14 protein-coding genes are annotated in these 18,622 nt (G+C 47.5%); 11 read left to right on the top strand and 3 right to left on the bottom strand.

The annotated features are described in order from the left end of the window. The first annotated feature begins 39 nt into the window (after positions 1-39). The 9 genes from hemA (at position 40) to KNQ13_RS00650 (ending at position 13,995) form a co-directional block, all read left to right on the top strand. Entirely contained in the window at positions 40-1,380 is a 1,341-nt protein-coding gene (hemA, locus tag KNQ13_RS00690) for a glutamyl-tRNA reductase (protein ID WP_014970931.1), read from the top strand. Between the two features lie 82 nt (positions 1,381-1,462). Then, complete coding sequence (gene hemC / locus KNQ13_RS00685) at positions 1,463-2,389, top strand: hydroxymethylbilane synthase (RefSeq protein ID WP_014970930.1); 927 nt, start codon at positions 1,463-1,465, stop codon at positions 2,387-2,389. After that, positions 2,355-3,065 (top strand): uroporphyrinogen-III synthase, encoded by a 711-nt coding sequence (locus KNQ13_RS00680; protein WP_261974115.1) that lies wholly within the window; start codon positions 2,355-2,357, stop codon positions 3,063-3,065. Before hemC ends, KNQ13_RS00680 begins: the two co-directional genes overlap by 35 nt. Next, positions 3,062-4,051 carry a porphobilinogen synthase gene (gene hemB / locus KNQ13_RS00675; protein ID WP_014970928.1) on the top strand — a complete coding sequence of 330 codons (990 nt, stop codon included), beginning with the start codon at positions 3,062-3,064 and terminating at the stop codon, positions 4,049-4,051. The genes KNQ13_RS00680 and hemB overlap by 4 nt, the downstream gene beginning before the upstream one ends. Then, positions 4,048-5,358: a glutamate-1-semialdehyde 2,1-aminomutase gene (hemL, locus tag KNQ13_RS00670; RefSeq protein WP_026829959.1), complete on the top strand. Its 1,311-nt coding sequence runs from the start codon at positions 4,048-4,050 to the stop codon at positions 5,356-5,358. Before hemB ends, hemL begins: the two co-directional genes overlap by 4 nt. A 334-nt stretch (positions 5,359-5,692) precedes the next feature. Beyond that, on the top strand, positions 5,693-8,329 hold the full coding sequence (locus tag KNQ13_RS00665; RefSeq protein WP_209547890.1) for a valine--tRNA ligase: 2,637 nt from the start codon (positions 5,693-5,695) through the stop codon (positions 8,327-8,329). A gap of 56 nt (positions 8,330-8,385) precedes the next feature. Then, complete coding sequence (locus KNQ13_RS00660; protein ID WP_026829957.1) at positions 8,386-9,636, top strand: bifunctional folylpolyglutamate synthase/dihydrofolate synthase; 1,251 nt, start codon at positions 8,386-8,388, stop codon at positions 9,634-9,636. A 72-nt stretch (positions 9,637-9,708) separates the two neighbouring features. After that, positions 9,709-13,290 (top strand): DUF5057 domain-containing protein, encoded by a 3,582-nt coding sequence (locus KNQ13_RS00655; RefSeq protein WP_026829956.1) that lies wholly within the window; start codon positions 9,709-9,711, stop codon positions 13,288-13,290. A 15-nt stretch (positions 13,291-13,305) separates the two neighbouring features. Beyond that, complete coding sequence (locus KNQ13_RS00650) at positions 13,306-13,995, top strand: ankyrin repeat domain-containing protein (RefSeq protein ID WP_014970923.1); 690 nt, start codon at positions 13,306-13,308, stop codon at positions 13,993-13,995. Positions 13,996-14,042: 47 nt separating this feature from the next. Here the strand turns inward: KNQ13_RS00650 and KNQ13_RS00645 are convergent, their stop codons facing one another. From KNQ13_RS00645 to KNQ13_RS00635, 3 genes are read right to left on the bottom strand one after another with little or no spacing between them, the layout of a single operon-like run. Then, positions 14,043-15,611, bottom strand: a complete 1,569-nt coding sequence (locus KNQ13_RS00645) for a type II secretion system protein (RefSeq protein WP_014970922.1) — start codon at positions 15,609-15,611, stop codon at positions 14,043-14,045. A gap of 17 nt (positions 15,612-15,628) precedes the next feature. After that, positions 15,629-16,234 (bottom strand): PilW family protein, encoded by a 606-nt coding sequence (locus KNQ13_RS00640; protein ID WP_026829955.1) that lies wholly within the window; start codon positions 16,232-16,234, stop codon positions 15,629-15,631. Further along, positions 16,197-16,721 carry a prepilin-type N-terminal cleavage/methylation domain-containing protein gene (locus KNQ13_RS00635; protein WP_014970920.1) on the bottom strand — a complete coding sequence of 175 codons (525 nt, stop codon included), beginning with the start codon at positions 16,719-16,721 and terminating at the stop codon, positions 16,197-16,199. The genes KNQ13_RS00640 and KNQ13_RS00635 overlap by 38 nt, the downstream gene beginning before the upstream one ends. A gap of 175 nt (positions 16,722-16,896) precedes the next feature. Between KNQ13_RS00635 and KNQ13_RS00630 the strand changes: the two genes are divergently transcribed. Together KNQ13_RS00630 and KNQ13_RS00625 are read left to right on the top strand one after the other, a co-directional pair. Beyond that, the gene (locus KNQ13_RS00630; RefSeq protein ID WP_026829954.1) at positions 16,897-18,276 is read left to right on the top strand and encodes a VanW family protein; all 1,380 of its coding nucleotides are present in this window, start codon (positions 16,897-16,899) and stop codon (positions 18,274-18,276) included. A gap of 24 nt (positions 18,277-18,300) precedes the next feature. After that, on the top strand, positions 18,301-18,615 hold the full coding sequence (locus KNQ13_RS00625) for a hypothetical protein (protein WP_014970918.1): 315 nt from the start codon (positions 18,301-18,303) through the stop codon (positions 18,613-18,615). Positions 18,616-18,622 lie beyond the last annotated feature (7 nt).

Here is an 18,622-nt window from a genome sequence, read left to right as displayed (position 1 = left end):
AGATGAAAATGAAATCTTTGGACGTAAGGGGTAGAGCGCATGCATATCGTAGTTGTCGGTTTAAATAATAAGACGGCGCCTGTATCAATCCGCGAACAAGTCTCATTTGGGGAACATGAGATGAAAGGGGCGGTCGTTGCGCTACGTGACGAAAAAAGCATTTTCGAAAGCGTCATCGTCTCGACGTGCAATCGGACGGAATTATATGTCGTCACGGATCAACCGCATACAGGTCGTTATTATACAAAACGTTTTCTTGCGAACTGGTTTGGGTTGACGATGGAAGAGTTGGAACCGTATCTGTTCATTCATGAAGGTTTCGACGCCATGAAACACCTGTTCCGAGTAACGAGTGGTCTGGATTCAATGATCGTCGGTGAAACACAGATTCTGGGTCAAGTAAAAACAAGTTTCTTTACGGCGCAAAAACTCGAAACGACAGGAACGGTCTTCAACAAATTGTTTAAAGAAGCCGTCACGCTTGCGAAACGAGCGCACGCTGAAACAGGAATCGGAGAAAATGCGGTGTCGGTCAGTGCAGCTGCCGTGACGTTAGCAGAACAGTTACTTGGTTCACTTGAAGATAAGTCGATTGTCGTCATCGGTGCAGGTGAGACCGGTGAGTTGACGACCCTCAATCTATACGAGGCCGGGGCACGTGATATCACTGTGTTTAACCGGACACTCGCAAAAGCCGAAGAAGTGGCGAATCGTTTCGAAGGATCAGCACATTCAATTAATGAAATGCAATGCGGTCTGCTTCGGGCTGACATCGTTATTTCTTCAACCGGAGCGAAGCGGGCAATCATCAAACGTGAAGATATTGCTGCTGCACAATTGTTCCGGAGTGATCGTCCATTCTTGTTGATTGATATCGCGGTACCACGTGACATCGAGCCGACAGCAGGTGACCTGCCTGGTGTTCATTTGTATGACGTCGATGATTTAACATCAATCGTCCAACAAAACATGGCAGAGCGGATGAAAGAGGCAGCAAAAATCGAACGACGGATTGAAGCAGCAATCGCAGAATTCGAAGGCTGGCTCACAACGCTTGGTGTCGTCCCGATCATCACGGAACTACGTGATCAGTCGCTCAAAATCCAACAAGAGACGATGCAAAGCTTGGAGCGGAAGTTGCCCAACATGACGAACCGTGAAAAAACCGTCATCGGAAAACACATGAAGTCGATCATCAATCAATTGCTTCGGGAACCATTGTCGTACATCAAAGATGCAGCGGCAAAACCGGATGCCGAGCAACGGATTGCGCAATTCATGGATACGTTTGCCTTAGACGAGGAGTTATTTGACGGAGCGGCGGAAGAAGCCGTTTTACAAGAAGAAACGCCAGTCGAACGGAAAGCTGTGAACCGATGAACATAAAGCGAATTGTGTTACAATAGAAAAGCATGGGGCGGACTTGTGCCGCCCCTTTATTATTGTACAGGGGGATTTCAGCATGCGAAAAATCATAGTAGGTTCACGTAGTTCGAAACTCGCGATGACACAAACGAAATGGGTCATCGAGCAACTGAAACAAGCGGGTGCACCATACGAATTCGAAATCAAGAACATCATCACGAAGGGTGACCGCATCCTTGACGTGACATTGTCTAAAGTCGGTGGTAAAGGATTGTTCGTCAAAGAGATCGAACAACAGATGATCGACGAAGAAATCGATTTTGCCGTCCACAGCATGAAGGATCTCCCGTCGGAGTTACCGGCAGGCTTGATCATCGGCGCAACACCGGCACGTGTCGACGCACGAGATGCGTTGATTACAACGACGGGCGGTGGACTCGCATCACTTCCTGAAGGAGCAATCGTCGGGACAAGCAGTCTGCGACGTGGTTCTCAGTTATTGAAGTTACGTCCGGATTTGAAGATCGAATCAATCCGTGGAAATATCGATACGCGTCTTGAGAAATTAAAGACGGGACCGTTTGACGGTATCTTATTAGCGGCCGCCGGATTACAGCGTATGGGCTGGTCGGACGAAATCGTCTCCGAGTACATCTCAACCGATGATATGATTCCGGCTGTCGGACAAGGGATTTTAGCGATTGAATGCCGGGAGCAGGATCAAGAAGTGCGCGATTTACTGAATCTGATTCATGATCAGATGACGGAAAAAGTAGCATTTGCGGAACGCTCATTCCTGTCTGCGATCGAAGGCAGTTGTCACGTGCCGGTCGGTGGATTTGCGACAATCAACGAGGACTTATCGACGACCCTTGTCGGATTCCTTGGTTCAGTCGACGGGCAACAAATTTTGCTTGAGCGGGAAACGTCACTTGATCCGATGCAACTCGGTCAAATCGTCGCCACGCGTCTGCTTGATGCGGGTGGTCGTGAGATTCTTGCTTCCTTGCCGGATGACTTCTAAGCAACTTGTCTTGACGGGAAGCCGAGGGCCAACTGCTGAACAAGTGGATCGATTACAGGCAGAAAACATCGACGTCATCCATCATCCGGTCATCGAGACGATTCCGGTTGCCTTTCAGTTACCACCACACCTGGATTGGTTAATCGTGACAAGTCCGACCGGAGTCGAACGAATTACGTCACACCTGGATCAACTGCAGCAGACGAAAATTGCGGTCGTAGGGTCTAAGACGGCAGCTGCTTTAATAAAGAGTGGACGTACACCTGACTTTGTCCCGTCGGCCTTCACGGGAGACGTCTTAGTGGAAGAATTATGTCCATTCCTTAGGTCGGGACAACGAATTTGTTTTGCCCGAGGGAATCGGGCACGCCAAGAGCCACTCGAACACTTAAGAAAACAAGTCGAAGTTGATGTGCTGGAGGTCGTCACGTATGAAACGAAGTTACGGGCGATGCCACCTGAGCTTCTCCGACATGCTACGTATATTGGGTTACAAAGTCCTTCAGCTGTCGAAGCACTGGCACCACTTCGTAAGCAGACAGAAGCGATCTATGTGACGATCGGACCGATCACGGAGCAAGCTGCTCACCGATTCGGATTGACACCACGACTCGTCGCGCAGACGTTTACGCTCGACGGGCTGATTGACTGTATTTTAGAGGAGGAACTGTTATGAATACATTAGAATTCGCACGCCATCGCCGGTTACGCAATACGGCGTCATTGCGCTCACTTGTCCGGGAAAATCATCTGCATAAATCCGATTTGATTTACCCGTTGTTTATCGCTGAAGGTGAAAACATCAAACGAGAAGTCAGTTCGATGCCTGGTGTGTTTAACTTGTCACTCGACCACCTGGAAACAGAAATCAAGGAAGTCGTTTCACTGGGTATTGAATCCGTCATCTTGTTTGGCGTTCCGCACGACCATCTAAAAGACGAGCAGGGGACAGGCGCTTTTCATGATCATGGGATCGTCCAAGAAGCGACACGCCTCGTCAAAAAGATTGCTCCGCAATTGACGGTCATCGCAGATACTTGTTTATGTGAATACACATCAACCGGGCACTGTGGGATTGTCACGGACGGTACGGTCGATAACGATGCGTCATTGCCGCTTCATGTCCAAACAGCCGTCTCGCAAGCACGTGCCGGTGCAGATGTCATCGCACCGTCGTCGATGATGGACGGATTCGTCGCCGCGATTCGTCAAGGACTGGACGAGAATGGGTTTAGCCACATCCCGGTCATGAGTTATGGTGTCAAGTATGCTTCTGCTTATTATGGACCGTTCCGCGATGCAGCAAATTCTGCACCGGGGGAAGGGGACCGGAAAGGTTATCAAATGGATCCTGCGAACCGCCGGGAAGCATTCCGTGAGGCCACATCTGATGTCGAGCAAGGCGCAGACTTCATGATCGTCAAACCAGCACTGGCCTTCATGGATATCATCCGTGATGTCCGGGAGCGGATTGAGCTACCGATTGTCGCCTATAACGTTTCCGGTGAATATGCAATGGTCAAAGCCGCTGCGTTAAACGGTTGGATTGATGAAGAACGGATCGTCATGGAAACGATGCTTGGTTTTAAACGCGCTGGTGCGGATCTCATCATTACGTATTTCGCAAAAGACATCTGTCGTTACTTGGAGGGAACAACATGAGCTTGATTAATCAAAACTCAAAATCAAAGGCGGCGTTTGAACGCGCCTTGCCACTGATGCCAGGCGGCGTCAACAGTCCGGTCCGTGCCTACAAATCAGTTGGTATGACACCGATTTTTGCAGAACGCGCACAAGGTTCAAGACTGTACGATATCGATGGGAAGGAATACATCGATTACGTCTTGTCGTGGGGACCAATGATTCTTGGACATGCCGATCCAATCGTGACGGCAGCGATCCAGGAACAGGCGACACGTGGTTGGAGTTATGGTACGCCAACTGAAATCGAATCGGCGATGGCAGAAGTCGTCATCAGCCGTGTCCCATCGGTCGAAGTCGTCCGGATGGTCAACTCGGGGACAGAAGCGACGATGGCGGCGCTGCGTCTGGCACGGGGGTATACGGGAAAAACAAAGATCTTGAAGTTTGAAGGCTGTTACCACGGGCACGGAGATTCATTGTTGATCAAGGCAGGTTCAGGCGTCGCGACGCTTGGACTTCCCGACTCACCAGGTGTTCCGGCACAAATTGCTAGCATGACGTTGACGGTTCCATATAATGATATGGATGCGGTCCGGATTGCTTTTGAAAAACATGGAGATGATATCGCTGGAGTCATCGTGGAACCGGCAGCGGGCAACATGGGCTTTGTCCCGCCGCAGCCTGGTTTCCTCGAAGGACTGCGAGACATCACGGAACAGTACGGTACCCTGTTGATTTTTGATGAAGTCATGACCGGTTTCCGTGTCGGCTTCCACTGTGCCCAAGGGTACTTCGGTGTCACACCGGATATTACGTGTCTTGGTAAAGTCATCGGCGGCGGAATGCCAGTCGGTGCTTACGGCGGACGTCGTGACATCATGGAACAGATTGCGCCGCAAGGTCCGATCTACCAGGCCGGTACGTTATCCGGGAACCCACTCGCGATGACAGCCGGTCTTGCGACATTGACACAACTCAAACCGGAACATTATGAAGAGTTTGACCGGAAAGCAGGGCGTCTCGCAGCAGGATATGAGCAGGCGGCCGCCAAATACAACATTCCGTTGACGACGAACCGGGCAGGTGCGATGTTCGGAGTCTTCTTCACGGATCAACCGGTGACGAACTTCGAGCAAGCGAAATCATCCAATCTCGAGATGTTCCGTTCGTATTATCAAAAAATGGCGGCACGCGGCATCTTCTTGCCACCGTCACAATTTGAAGGTCTTTTCTTGTCGACAGTCCATACGGATGAGGACATTGATCAGACGATTGCAGCAGTCGAGCTGACGTTCAAGGAACTGAAGCTTGAATTTAACCGTTAAGCAGTTCTTGACGAGTCACTGACGTCTCGGATAAAATAAGGAAAGAATAATTTGGAAACAGCGTTGACGGGAAGAGTAGTCAATCAACGGACTGTAGGAGAGAACACATCCATTGGCTGAGAGATGTGACAGGACGTCCTGACGAAGGTCACCCCACGAGCTGGTCTCGTAAGCAAAAGCAAGCGAGATCCGGATTGCCGCACGTTACGCGGTCTAGAGGGCACTCTGTTTTTAGAGTGAACTAAGGTGGTACCGCGGAAGAGCAACGGCTTCTTTCGTCCTTAGATGAGGACGAAAGAAGCCGTTTTTATTATGGATTAAAGGAGCGATTTAGATGCAGGAATTATCAATGCCAACGAAATATGATCCGCAGGCGACAGAAGAAAAATGGTACGACTTTTGGATGAAAGGTGAATATTTCAAAGCCGATCAAGATCCGGAAAAAGCACCGTACACGATTGTCATCCCCCCACCAAACGTCACCGGGAAATTGCACCTCGGTCACGCCTGGGATACGACACTCCAAGATATGTTGACGCGAATGAAACGGATGCAAGGGTTTGACGTCTTGTACCTGCCGGGGATGGACCACGCGGGAATCGCGACACAAGCGAAAGTCGAACAAAAGCTTCGGGCAGAGGGGAAATCACGTCTCGAGATGGGACGCGAAAAATTCCTTGAGCAATCGTGGGCCTGGAAAGAAGAATATGCGTCGACGATCCGCGAACAATGGTCGAAGCTTGGTCTAGGACTCGATTACTCACGCGAACGGTTCACACTCGATGAAGGTTTGTCGGAAGCAGTACAAGAAGTATTCGTTAAGTTATACGAAAAAGGTCTGATCTATCGCGGCGAATATATCGTCAACTGGGACCCGGCGACGAAAACAGCAATTTCCGACATCGAAGTCATCTATAAAGACATCGAAGGGGCGTTTTATCACTTCAGTTATCCGTTGACGGATGGATCCGGTCACGTCGAACTGGCGACGACACGTCCGGAGACGATGCTTGGGGATACGGCGATTGCCGTCAATCCGAAGGACGAACGATATGCACACCTGGTCGGTAAAACGATCACGTTGCCAATCGTCGGACGGGAAATTCCGATTGTTGCCGATGAGTACGTCGATATGGAGTTTGGGACAGGGGTCGTTAAAATCACACCAGCACACGATCCAAATGACTTTGAAGTCGGGAACCGTCATGAATTACCACGTGTCCTCGTCATGAACGAAGACGGAACGATGAACGAAAACGCGGGTAAATACGAAGGTCTGGACCGATTCGAATGTCGCAAGCAGATCGTCGAAGATCTGAAAGAGTCAGGTGTTTTGATTAAGGTCGAACCGCATCTGCATTCCGTCGGTCACTCTGAGCGGTCGGATGCCATCGTCGAACCTTACTTGTCGCTCCAATGGTTCGTCAAAATGGAACCACTCGCAGAAAAAGCACTGCAAGAGCAACAAGGCGAAGACAAAATCAACTTCATTCCACAACGTTTTGAAAACACATATGTCCGCTGGATGGAAAACATCCGGGACTGGTGTGTCAGCCGTCAACTCTGGTGGGGTCACCGGATTCCGGCTTGGTACCATAAAGAAACAGGCGAAGTATACGTCGGCAAGGAAGCACCGGCTGACATCGGAAACTGGGAACAGGATAATGATGTCCTCGACACATGGTTCTCTTCTGCGCTCTGGCCGTTCTCGACGATGGGCTGGCCGAACGAAGGGTCTGCTGATTATCAGAAGTACTTCCCGACGTCGACACTCGTCACAGGTTACGACATCATCGCCTTCTGGGTCTCACGAATGATCTTCCAATCGTATGAATTCACAGGCGAACGTCCATTCAACGATGTCTTGATTCATGGGTTGATTCGCGACTCGGAAGGACGGAAGATGTCGAAATCACTAGGGAACGGGATTGATCCGATGGATGTCATTGAAAAATATGGCGCCGATTCGCTCCGCTGGTTCTTGACGACAGGCTCGACGCCGGGGAATGATTTACGTTTCTACTGGGAAAAAATCGAGGCGACATGGAATTTCTCGAATAAATTATGGAACGCCAGCCGTTTTGCGTTGATGAACATGGATGGATTGACGTACGAACAAATCGATTTGACCGGTGAAAAATCACTGGCCGATCAATGGATCCTGACGCGTCTGAACACGACGATTGACGATGTGACGCGCTTATCGGATAAATATGAGTTCGGTGAAGCCGGTCGTGTCCTCTATCACTTCATCTGGGAAGATTTCTGTAACTGGTACATCGAGATGGCGAAGTTACCGTTAAACGGTGAGGACGAAGCAGCGAAGCTGACGACACGTTCGATTCTTGCGTATACGCTCGATCAAATCATGCGTCTGATGCATCCGTTCATGCCGTTCATCACAGAAGAAATTTGGCAACACTTACCGCATGAAGGCGAAACCGTCACACGTGCCGCTTGGCCGACACGGAACGATGCACTCGACTTCCCGAAAGCTGTTCCGGCATTCGAAGCCGTTCAGAACGTCATCCGTTCAGTCCGGAACATCCGGGCAGAGGTCAACGCACCGATGTCGAAACAAATTCAGTTGATGATCTCAACGAGTGACGATCAAGTCCAGCATGATTTAGAAACAAATCTGTCGTACTTGAAAAAGTTCACGAATGCGTCGGAGTTGCTCGTCGAACGGAATATGACAGCACCGGAAAAAGCGATGAGTGCGATCGTGACGGGAGCCGAATTGTTCATTCCGCTAGCTGACTTGATCAACATCGAAGAAGAAATCGCCCGTCTGAACAAAGAACTCGTCAAATATACAAAAGAAGTCGAACGGGTCGAGAAAAAACTCAACAACCCTGGCTTCGTCGGGAAAGCACCGGCACACGTCATTGAAGAAGAACAAGCAAAAGCACAAGACTATAAAGAAAAACGGGCGGCAGTCGAAGTCCGGATCAGCGAACTCGCAAAATAATCTTAACAGTGGCTCAAGTTTTCTTGAGTCACTTTTTTTGAAGGAGTGAATCAAACGTGAGAACACGGGAAGATGTGCTCGAATGGTTATCGGCATTACTGGCATTTGGTATTAAACCGGGACTGAGCAGAATGCAAGCCTTGTTAACAGAATTACAGATTGATCCCGATACGATTCCGACAGTTCATGTCGCGGGCACAAACGGGAAAGGATCGACGGTCGCCTTCTTACGCGAGATGGGAGTGGCGGAAGGACTTCAGGTCGGGACGTTTACTTCCCCCTATATTATTCAATTCGAAGAACGAATCATGTTAAACGGCGTCCCGATCAGTGAAGCGGATCTTGTCAAAGCCGCCATCGCCGTGCAAGCAGCGATCATAAACTTAGAGCCGACGATTGGGACTGTAACAGAATTCGAAGCGTTGACGGCACTTGCCTTTTATCATTTTGATCGGATTCGTCCTGATTTCGTGATTTATGAAGTTGGACTCGGTGGTTTGTACGATTCGACGAATGTCCTGAAACAACCGAAAGCGGCCATTATCACGTCAATCGGACATGATCATCAAGCAATTCTCGGAGATACGCTCCAAGAGATTGCGTTACAGAAGTTTGGCATCATCAAACAAGGAACGAACGTCATTGCGGGTAAACTGCAAGAAGAATTGACGGTGCCGTTGATGGCCTATTGTGGCGATCGACAAGCGACTTTAACGTGGAGCCAGGAAGTGATTCGTGACTACCAGTTGAATGCGACGGGGACGTGGGCGACCTATGAAGGGATTCCCGAGACACGACTCGGGCTTGAAGGTGTTCATCAAGTCCACAATGCGGCGAACGCCGTCATCTGTGCGAAACAACTGGGCTGGTCGAAGACGGCGATCCGGCGTGGGCTACGTAATGCGACACATCCAGGGCGGTTTGAAATCATCTCGCGTCGACCACGGATTGTCTTGGATGGTGCCCATAATCCGGAAGGTGTCACGGCACTCGTCGAGCGATTGAAGGAAGAAACGAAGCCGGTCATCGTGTTGTGTTCGATCTTGCGGGATAAAGACCGGGAAGCAATGCTCAACCAGTTGCGGGAAGTGACACCAGACATCTATGAGACGACGTTTGATTTTCCACGGGCGCGGACGTTAGAAGAACTAACCGCGGACGGGGCAAATGTGATAGAACTCGAACATTTTTTCAAACAGGTGGATACAGCGGATCACACGCTGGCCGTCACGGGATCGCTCTATTTCATCAGTACGGTCCGCGCATTACTAAAGGAGCAGTCTTTTACAAAAAAGGGGAAACAGTAAAAGTCCTTGTATACTAAAGGTGGGGTAATATAGTCCTAGATTTTATGATCTTATGACGAGGAGACGATTGAAATGAAGCGTTGGGTACGTCTGTTTTTAGTCAGTCTATTGATCTTTACCAGTATTACGTATATACAACCACCACATACAAAAGCTGCAACTGGAGAGAAGTTTAGGATTCTGGAAGTGCGGGATGCCTGGTCGGCGACGAACCGGATTGATCCGAGTACAGTAGTGAATTCGATGTTGACGGGTCTTGACAAAAATCAGTTCGAGATCAAGATGATGACAGTCAAAGAATTGAATGCATCGCGTTTTCCTTTAGACGGTGCATTTGATGCGATTGTGTTTGATCCGTCTGCCTTTTCAGGAACAGACCGCTATTCGATGACAATCTCGGATACGAAAAAAAATCATAATACGAATAAAATCGAAAATGATATTACAAAGCTGAAGGCGAATGAAATCTATGGTGCTTATATCCAAAAAGGATTACCGGTCTTTTTACATCAGGATGTTTTGGCGCAGACGTCAAGTAATTTTAATGCAGTCTTTAAAGGTATCCCTACGTATACCGATATGACGGCGGTCATAACAAAATTGAAGGTACAAAAAATCATTCGTCCCCGTCTCGAACGTGTCTCTGTTCAGCAACAGGGAACGGCATTGACCGGAGTTGATAAAGCGACAACAGCTGTTCCGAACGTACCAATTGATTTCACGTATACGACGAGCGTGGACAATACGAATCAGCTCGCACAATTGTATATTGATTTTGACAGCAACGATCAATTTGAAGAGTCAGAAAAAGTCGATGAGAAACCGGCAGGGAAAACCGGCACGCTAAGCTATAACTTTGACGCGCCAAGTTACACCGGTCCGCGGAACTGGATGATTCGTGTATCAAGCAGTGACGGTTTGACCGATTATAAAACCGGCAGCTTTTTGATGAAGGATCAGGTCGCGGAAGCGAAGATCCTTCAAGTGACGCGAACGGGTACGACTGGATCGATCAATGGATTCATGAATACGGGAACGTTACTGAAGCAAGATGGTTTTTATGACTTTAACGTCGAAGTCATCACAGCAGATGTATTCAATAAAACGTATCCGTCTAAAAATTTAAATACGGCGTACGATATGCTGATCTTCGGGTTCCAAGATTCGTATGGAGCGGCATCGCTGAGCGATGATGCCTCAAATGCAATCCTTGGGTTTACGAACACGGGGCAAGGATTGATGTTGTCTCATGATACGATTTTCCGCCCGAGTCAATCGGCAAGCCCTGAACTGTTTTGGGAAAAGAAGTTTGCTGGACTGGCGGGGCAAAAAAACTTTACGAATATGGGATACGGTGCGCCTCGAACGTCAGGGCAAGCGGTTAAACAAAATGAGGGTGTCATGACTTCATATCCGTTTACATTAGGAAACGATGTCAAAATCGCAACGACGCATAATCAATATTTTGGACTTGATCTTGAACAACCAGATTTAATCCCGTGGTACAACATTCGTGAAAATAGTGTTGCCGATTCCAACCAGTCAGCTGGACGAACAATTGGTGACGCCCGAAATCATTATTATATGTATACAAAAGGGAATGTCACGTATTCTGGTGCAGGGCATACTACGACATTCAACCAACAACAAGAAAAAGAATTGTTCTCGAATACGATGTATCGTGCCTTCATTGGAGCGAATCACAAACCGCTCCTTAAAAATATCTTGCCGGACAGCCAAGCAAGTTATTTAGACAATGAACCGCTGACGATTTCGTATAAAGTCAATGATTATGATTTACGTGACCGACAACTGAAGACCCGAATCTATATTGATGATGAAAAGGTATATGAGAACGATAAATTAAAGAATAATTCATTTGTCAGTGAAACGTTTAATGGAAAACTGGCAGGAAAAACATCTGCGAAAATTCGAATCGAGGCAGAAGACCAGCGTGGTGCTAAAACGGTGGAAGAGCGGACGATCCAAGTCGTCCAACCGTCTGCATCCTCTCCCTTCACATTATCCCGTTCGATTGATCCCGCGACGATCCCGCAAGGAGAAACGGCAGATATCACGTATACGATTCGAACAAGCCCGATGTCTCAAAAAGATGCCATCGGAAACAATGGGTATATCATGGGTCAATTCTCTGTCACGATGGAAGATATCCTGTTTAGCGAAAACTTCCCGACAAATGTCGAGGTCGTCTCAACGACTGGACTCGGTAACGTGAAGATTGTGAATCAAACATTAACGGGTGATGTTCCGGATATCGAATACGACGAAGCCATCGCAGGTGTTCAAAAAGGACTCTGGATCGCAAAACCGTCCGAGTTGACCTTTACTGTAAAAGTCCGGGCGAAGGATGCGGCTGGGGTTCACGTGTTTGATAAAAAAGATAATACGATGAGTTCGACGAAAACCGTTTATCGTGACAAGAAAAATGGGGTCGATAAATCAAAATCAGTTGTAAACGACACACAAGCTTTCCCGACACTCGGGTATGCTTTATCGACACGATATGCGACGGAGGCAAAAATTCCAGCGGTTCGGATCGATATCAATACTCCTTCGTATAAAGTATTACCGGAAATCAGCCCAGCTGGTAGTCAATACGGAACGTTAAGATGGTCGATTGAAGATTCGAATATAGCTTCGATTAATCAAGAAGGGATCATCATCCCGAAAAAAATCGGCACGACGGATATTAAATTGATCGTTCCGGTCGCAAACGGACGTGAGTTGGTGACGACCTCGAAGCTGACAGTGAATGACGTGTTTGGTGGATTGATTGTCCGCGATGTACCAAGCGTTTTGTATGTCGGTCAGACGAAGTCGATGACCGGTGACGCCATCATGTTATCGGGAACCGATGCTCCGATCAAATGGATCGTTACAAATGATACACTGGCGCAGGCAAAAGGACTTGATCAGGAATCGTTAACATTGACAGGACTCAAACCTGGCATAATGACGGTCAAAGCCGTTGTTCCAGCGTCAACTGGAACGGCGACGTATTTAGCACAATCTCAAGTCTATACGATTGAAGTCAAGGTACCGGAACTGTCTGTCAGCCCAAGTAATCTTGAACTATGGGCCGGGACGACACAAAACGTGACTGCATCGTTCGCGCCAGACATTCGTTTGCCGTATGTCCTCTCAAAAGTCAGTGATGCGATTGAATTGATAGAGACCAATACAGGATATACCGTCAAAGGAATCAAAGGCACACCGGCGGGACCAGTAGATGCGCTGTTACAGTTAAAAGATTTCCCGGATACACGCGCCATTACGAAAATTAACGTGCGGGAAAACCCAGTGACCTTGACGGCAAACGATTTGACGATGACGTTACAGGATGATCAAAAACGTCCACTCCTCAACTGGTTACCCATCACGACAACAGAACGTTTCTATCGTTTGGAAGTTTTACAAGGGAAAGAATACGTCAAGACGGATGCGACCGCTCAGACCTTAAAAGCACTTCGACCAGGCGTCGCACGAATTAAAGTCACGGCATTAAAAGAAAATAAAGACATCTTTGAAGTAATCAAAGAAGGAACGACGGAGAAACAGCCGTTGACGACGACGTTTAAAGTGACGATTTCATCTGAAGGATCGACAGGAGAAAGTGATACCGATGTGTATTAAAAAGGAGCAAGCGACGTGACACGAAAAAAAATCATGATCGTCGTTCTCCTGTTCTTGATTGGAATCGGAGCAACGACGTATCTGTTAGTCGATTATCGAAATCAACAAACGTTTGAAGACAGCCTAACGTCCAAAAGTCCAAAAGTATTGGAACAAGCCGTCGAAGACGTCAGTTTGTCGACGAAAGATCGTAATCGATACATTCGACAGTTTCAAGAGTCACTCGAATACGATAAAGCACTTGTTTTGCTAAATCGGGCAAGTGCTAAAAATCAACAAAATTGGTTTTATGTCGCTCAGTTCGCGCCAACCGATATCGTCAAACAATGGTTAGGGGCAGGGGCTTCAACAAAACAAGTGAATGCGAACAAACAAAATGTCCTACATGTCGCAACGAGCATCAATCGTTCTGTTGATGCCTATGCGTTACTCGTCAAACAAGCTTCCAAAAGTCAGTTGAATCAACTGGATCGATTTGGTCATACACCGCTTTATTATGCGACAGTCGACCAAAATCAAGAAGCAATCGAGCTGCTCCTTGCGGCGGGTGCTGAACCGGACAAGGGAACCGATCCACCGATTTATGAGACGGTTAAACAAAACCGGACAGACTTGTATCAATTGTTAGAAATAAGTGGGGCATCAGTGAGTCAAAAACAAGTAAAGAAATTAGCAACAGCCTATGGAGCACAATCATTTCAGTAACCAAAAACACGACACCCTCATGTTCAAGGATGTCGTGTTTTTGTATGTCATGGAAGTCGTTTTGGTGTTTCGACATAGAGCTGGACGGCACGGCTGAGTGGTAGCATCGCCGTTGGATTTTGAAGCACACTGGCATCATAGGTCAAACGAAGCCGTGACTTTTCCGCATCTGCTGCCTGTTTCGTTTTCATTAAGGTTTCGAGTGCACGAACGTCTTGCGGGAAACTGTTTTCCGGTAAATCGAGTGTACCCCGGTACGCATTGACTTCAAGACTGCCTTTTGTGAAAATGCCACCTTGCAGATTCATCGTCGAACCGACGGAATAAATCCGATTCAGTTTTGTATCATCACTGTATAAAAAAGCACTCATGTCAGGTTTTGTAGTCTGTGGTGTTGAAAATTTATTGACCCGGTTAATCGTCAGACTCCCCTTACTGAGTAAAATCAACGTGTTTTGACTGGTCGAACTCGTAATGCCTTGGATATTCGCATCGTCAAGACGACTTGTCCCGGTTGAAAACATCGTCGTCGCAAAACTGACATTGCCCCGAATCAATAAATTACCAAGGACGATGATGGGACGTTTGATTTCGAGAGGCTGATCAATCGGATTGAGCGAAGAAATCGTCAAGTTGCCATCGATGATGAGCGGTTCAGTCGATGCTTTGACGATGTCGTCCGTAATCGTCACCGTATTGTTTTCTGTCGGAGCAGGTCGAATCAGTTGTTTATCCGTGCTGAGTTCATTTAAAAATGGTCCTGTCAAAATCGCTTGTTCGATGGGTTGAGTGCGTAAATACGTTGCTACTGTCGCAAGTGGTGTCGTACTCGGAATGTCTAAAAAATCGTTTAAGGCAAACTCGAAATCAAATGGAACTAATGATTCTTTGGTAGCAATCAAATCAGTTTTGACTGTCGGATCAAACACCGAGCTGTCACACGTGATGAAGTCACGACAAGTTAGTAACGGCTGATCCTTTGGTTGAAACACTTTAACCTGACCATCAATATAGGACCGGGCATTTTTATCAGTGTAGGTACCTGTTGCGCCATTATAAATGAAATTTGGACTTGCTGAGACTTGCAACGGATTACGTGAGAAGACATTTCCCTGAATGCGTGGCGCGCCATTTAGAATCACCTGGTTATCGGAACCTAAAATGTAATAAAGAAAACTGGGAATCGCCGATAGGTAGACACGTTGGGAATACGTTTTTCGGACGGTCGGTTGGTCACCTTTTGTTTCTTCCACTTGGGCGGTCAAATCAAATGCCTTGACCCGGACATTCGAGGCGGCTTCATTTAATTCAACGGTGACATTGGGGGCTGACGTTGCCAGTGGTAAAATGATTCGATTTTTCGGATCGGCAAACAGTTCCTTGGAAGAACTGGACGGATTAATGCCGTCGGTCGTCGCGACGATTTGCTGCAAGGCGGCGATTGCTTGGTTCAATTCACTTTGTGTCGCTGATTCGACTTCGATGTTCGTCCCACGAATTTCTGTCAGTCGTGTGGATTGAAGACTGATTCCAATCGTCGCGACTGCCAGCACGGATAGAACGGTCAGTGTGACCAATACAAATAATAAGGTATAACCTTCTTCGGATTTTCGCATAAGTCATCCTTTCTGCCTTAGAAGCCAATCGTACTCGTAAGTGTCTGTGTTTCTTCTTGATCGTTGGACTGAATGGTCAACGTGATCGTTAAGATACCGTGGACCACATAGACACCGGGGTAATCCCCTGTCGTAATCGTGACCGTTTCCGGACGTGACAGGGTAAACGCTTTTTGCATGCTCGTCTGCTCATTGATGATTTCGACTGGACTGTTATAAATCAAGGTCGTTTGTTCTGTTTGTTTATCGTCGAATTTATATGTAACAGGCTCGACCACATCTTCTTGATTCGCGTTATACGGGACGAAGCCAGCCGACCGTTCAAGTAAGCCGGTTGTTTGACTGAGACTTGGCAACGTTTTTTTGTAGAATGCGAGTTTGTTTGCTTGGTCGATCCGGATGGCATCAAACCCTGTGATTTCATTTAATATCAAACCAACCGAGCTGTCTGCTTCGCTCCGCAATTCACTGATGATACCGGTTGCTTGAAAACTTTTTGTCCCGGAGATGAATACCGTCAAAATGACGGCACTGAAAATAGCAGCAATGACGATGGCGACAAGCAGCTCGACGAGCGAAAATCCATCATTTCGTTGAGGGAAAACTTTGATTAAGCGTCGCATTGGTGATCGATCCTTTCAAAGACGTAATCGGCTCCGGTTGTCCGTCCGGATAGACATAAATATACAGATCAAGCAGATTTGGATCGTTTTCACCATTAATCTTATGAGGCGTGACACTGAACTTCACATCGAACGGTAGATTATTTATTTCAGCATCGTTGAAGATTGAGTCGCAAATAGCCGATACACCACATGACGGCGTGTTCGGCGTCGGTATTTCAAAAGTACCATTCTGATAAATCGTTTGTTGTGCTTGTTCCTTCAAATCATCAAAAACAAACGGGCCGGATTCTGTCTCGATGGCTTCTCGCTCGATGTAGGAGGCGGCATTCTTCGCTAAGTAATTGGCAAACGTCAATTCGGTACTATCCCGTGACGCTGCAAGGGACTGTGAAAAGATACTGATTAAAGATACGGAAATAATCGATAAAATCGTAATGCTGACTAACACTTCAATTAACGAAAACCCATCTTGCTTGTCTTGCATGGACTCACCTCGTGTCTGAATCAATAGGATGTCTGAACTAGAAAATGAAAAACGGTATGTATTCACACATGAAGAAAGTATTTGTCAGGTAGGACTTATGTTTCATCATAATATTCATTATAATGGAAATACTAGACACCTGAAATGGTTATTTCATACGGAAAGGAAACAGATGATGATAAATTTAAAACGTTTTGCTGTACATACGTTGTTGTTAGTCGCCTTAATTGCCTTAATCTATGTTCCTTCGTTTGCCTTGATTTCCTTTACCGGAAAAGCAACAGTCGCTGAAAACTTTTCGGAGACGGCCCGAATCGGTTCTGTACCGGTCAGTGGTTTGACACGTAAAGAAGCAAAACCGAAAGTCCAAGAAGCGGTTACCTCTTGGTCGAAAAAAACACCGTTGACGGTCGGGACGGGGGAAGAGACGTTACCGATCCCAACCGAGCTAGTGACGTTTAAGATTGAGGACTCGATTAAAGCAGCGTCCTTAAAAAAGGGCGGCGCGTTGCAAGTGATCGTCGATGAAGCGGCGACGGAAGCTTATTTAGCCACACAACCGATTACATATACAGACGAGCAAATCAAGACATTCAAGACCTGGTTAATCAAAACAAGTGAAAAACTTGAGGAAAGTAATTTTGATCCGGCAGAGACGGCAGCGGCCATCGATCCGGCAGGAGAAGTCGTCTCAAGTGTCACGTTCATGACCCGCTCAGCAGCGGAAGAACAAATGATTGATGCGATGGCGCAAGTTGATATCAAGGCTGGACAATTGATGAATGTCAAGACGTATGGGATGGACCCTGTCGCCGCGTCGTACATCGGAAGTAAACTGTACGAATTGTTTGCGAAAACACCATTTGAGATCGTCGAACGGATGCCACATGCCCAACTGCCGGACGATCTGACACTAGGGTACGACGTCAAGATTGATGATAAAACGGATTTTGCTGTCCGGAACACACAAGCCGTCAACTACCAAGTCATCGCAACGAAAAATGGCAGTGATGTCACACTTGAACTACGTGGGACACCATTCAAAGAGACGGTCACTGCTGTGCTCGAAGCAGAAAAAATGATTCCGTACCGCACGATTACCCGGTATTCGGCGACGTTATCTGCTGGAACGAGCAGTGATACCCAATCAGGCGCCGAAGGGAAATCGATTGAATTGTATCGCGTTACGAAATCCAATCAAGGAGAAGTCAAACAGTTGCTGGCACTCGACTTTTACTCGGCAACGCCAGCCATCGTCACGAAGAGTAGCCAAGAAGAATTACCGCCTGTCGTGACACCGCCACCGGCTGACGATCCCGTCGACGATTCGACGGATAGTACGACGGAAGAGGACACGACACCAAATTCCGATGGGATGACAGATGATTCAACGGATGGAACAACAAACGATGGAACAACGAATGATGGGACAACGACACCAGACACGCCAACGACGCCGGATCAACCGACGGCACCGGATACACCAGACGCGCCGACGACCGGGGACCCGGCGTCACCAGTCGAAGATGATTCGACGGAAGGCGCTGTTGGTTGATACTAGAAGAAAAGAGGGATGGCTATGAATTGGACGGATCTAGCGATTGAGCTGGGTATCATCATTGGTCTCGCAACAATCATTTGTGGGTTGATGTTTGCGATTCAAATTCCGTTTGTCGCGACGACATTGACGAAAGTAATTTTGTCATTAACCGCGTTGCTATTAGTGGTTGCGCTTTATTTATTAGTGAAGTTCGACTGGATGACGAATCCGTTTGTCATCGCAGGATATGTGATGACGATTTTAATCGTCACAGCGATTACGAGTGCCGTTGATGAAAAAAAACAGCAGTTGACGCCACTTGACGAAGAAGAAACATGGCATGCGGAAGGATGACGACGTA

The sequence above is a fragment of the Exiguobacterium sp. s128 genome (genome assembly GCF_018618815.1).
Lineage (GTDB): Bacteria > Bacillota > Bacilli > Exiguobacteriales > Exiguobacteriaceae > Exiguobacterium_A > Exiguobacterium_A antarcticum.
The sequence above is the reverse complement of the archived record's forward strand: the minus strand, read 5'-3'. Positions and strand labels throughout refer to the sequence as shown.

Excerpts from the sequence above, each read along its gene's own strand:
- hemA (WP_014970931.1), top strand. The coding sequence starts at position 40 with ATGCATATCGTAGTTGTCGGTTTAAATAATAAGACGGCGCCTGTATCA.
- hemC (WP_014970930.1), top strand. The coding sequence starts at position 1,463 with ATGCGAAAAATCATAGTAGGTTCACGTAGTTCGAAACTCGCGATGACA.
- hemB (WP_014970928.1), top strand. The coding sequence starts at position 3,062 with ATGAATACATTAGAATTCGCACGCCATCGCCGGTTACGCAATACGGCG.
- hemL (WP_026829959.1), top strand. The coding sequence starts at position 4,048 with ATGAGCTTGATTAATCAAAACTCAAAATCAAAGGCGGCGTTTGAACGC.
- KNQ13_RS00665 (WP_209547890.1), top strand. The coding sequence starts at position 5,693 with ATGCAGGAATTATCAATGCCAACGAAATATGATCCGCAGGCGACAGAA.
- KNQ13_RS00655 (WP_026829956.1), top strand. The coding sequence starts at position 9,709 with ATGAAGCGTTGGGTACGTCTGTTTTTAGTCAGTCTATTGATCTTTACC.
- KNQ13_RS00645 (WP_014970922.1), bottom strand. The coding sequence starts at position 15,611 with ATGCGAAAATCCGAAGAAGGTTATACCTTATTATTTGTATTGGTCACA.
- KNQ13_RS00640 (WP_026829955.1), bottom strand. The coding sequence starts at position 16,234 with ATGCGACGCTTAATCAAAGTTTTCCCTCAACGAAATGATGGATTTTCG.
- KNQ13_RS00635 (WP_014970920.1), bottom strand. The coding sequence starts at position 16,721 with ATGCAAGACAAGCAAGATGGGTTTTCGTTAATTGAAGTGTTAGTCAGC.
- KNQ13_RS00630 (WP_026829954.1), top strand. The coding sequence starts at position 16,897 with ATGATAAATTTAAAACGTTTTGCTGTACATACGTTGTTGTTAGTCGCC.
- KNQ13_RS00625 (WP_014970918.1), top strand. The coding sequence starts at position 18,301 with ATGAATTGGACGGATCTAGCGATTGAGCTGGGTATCATCATTGGTCTC.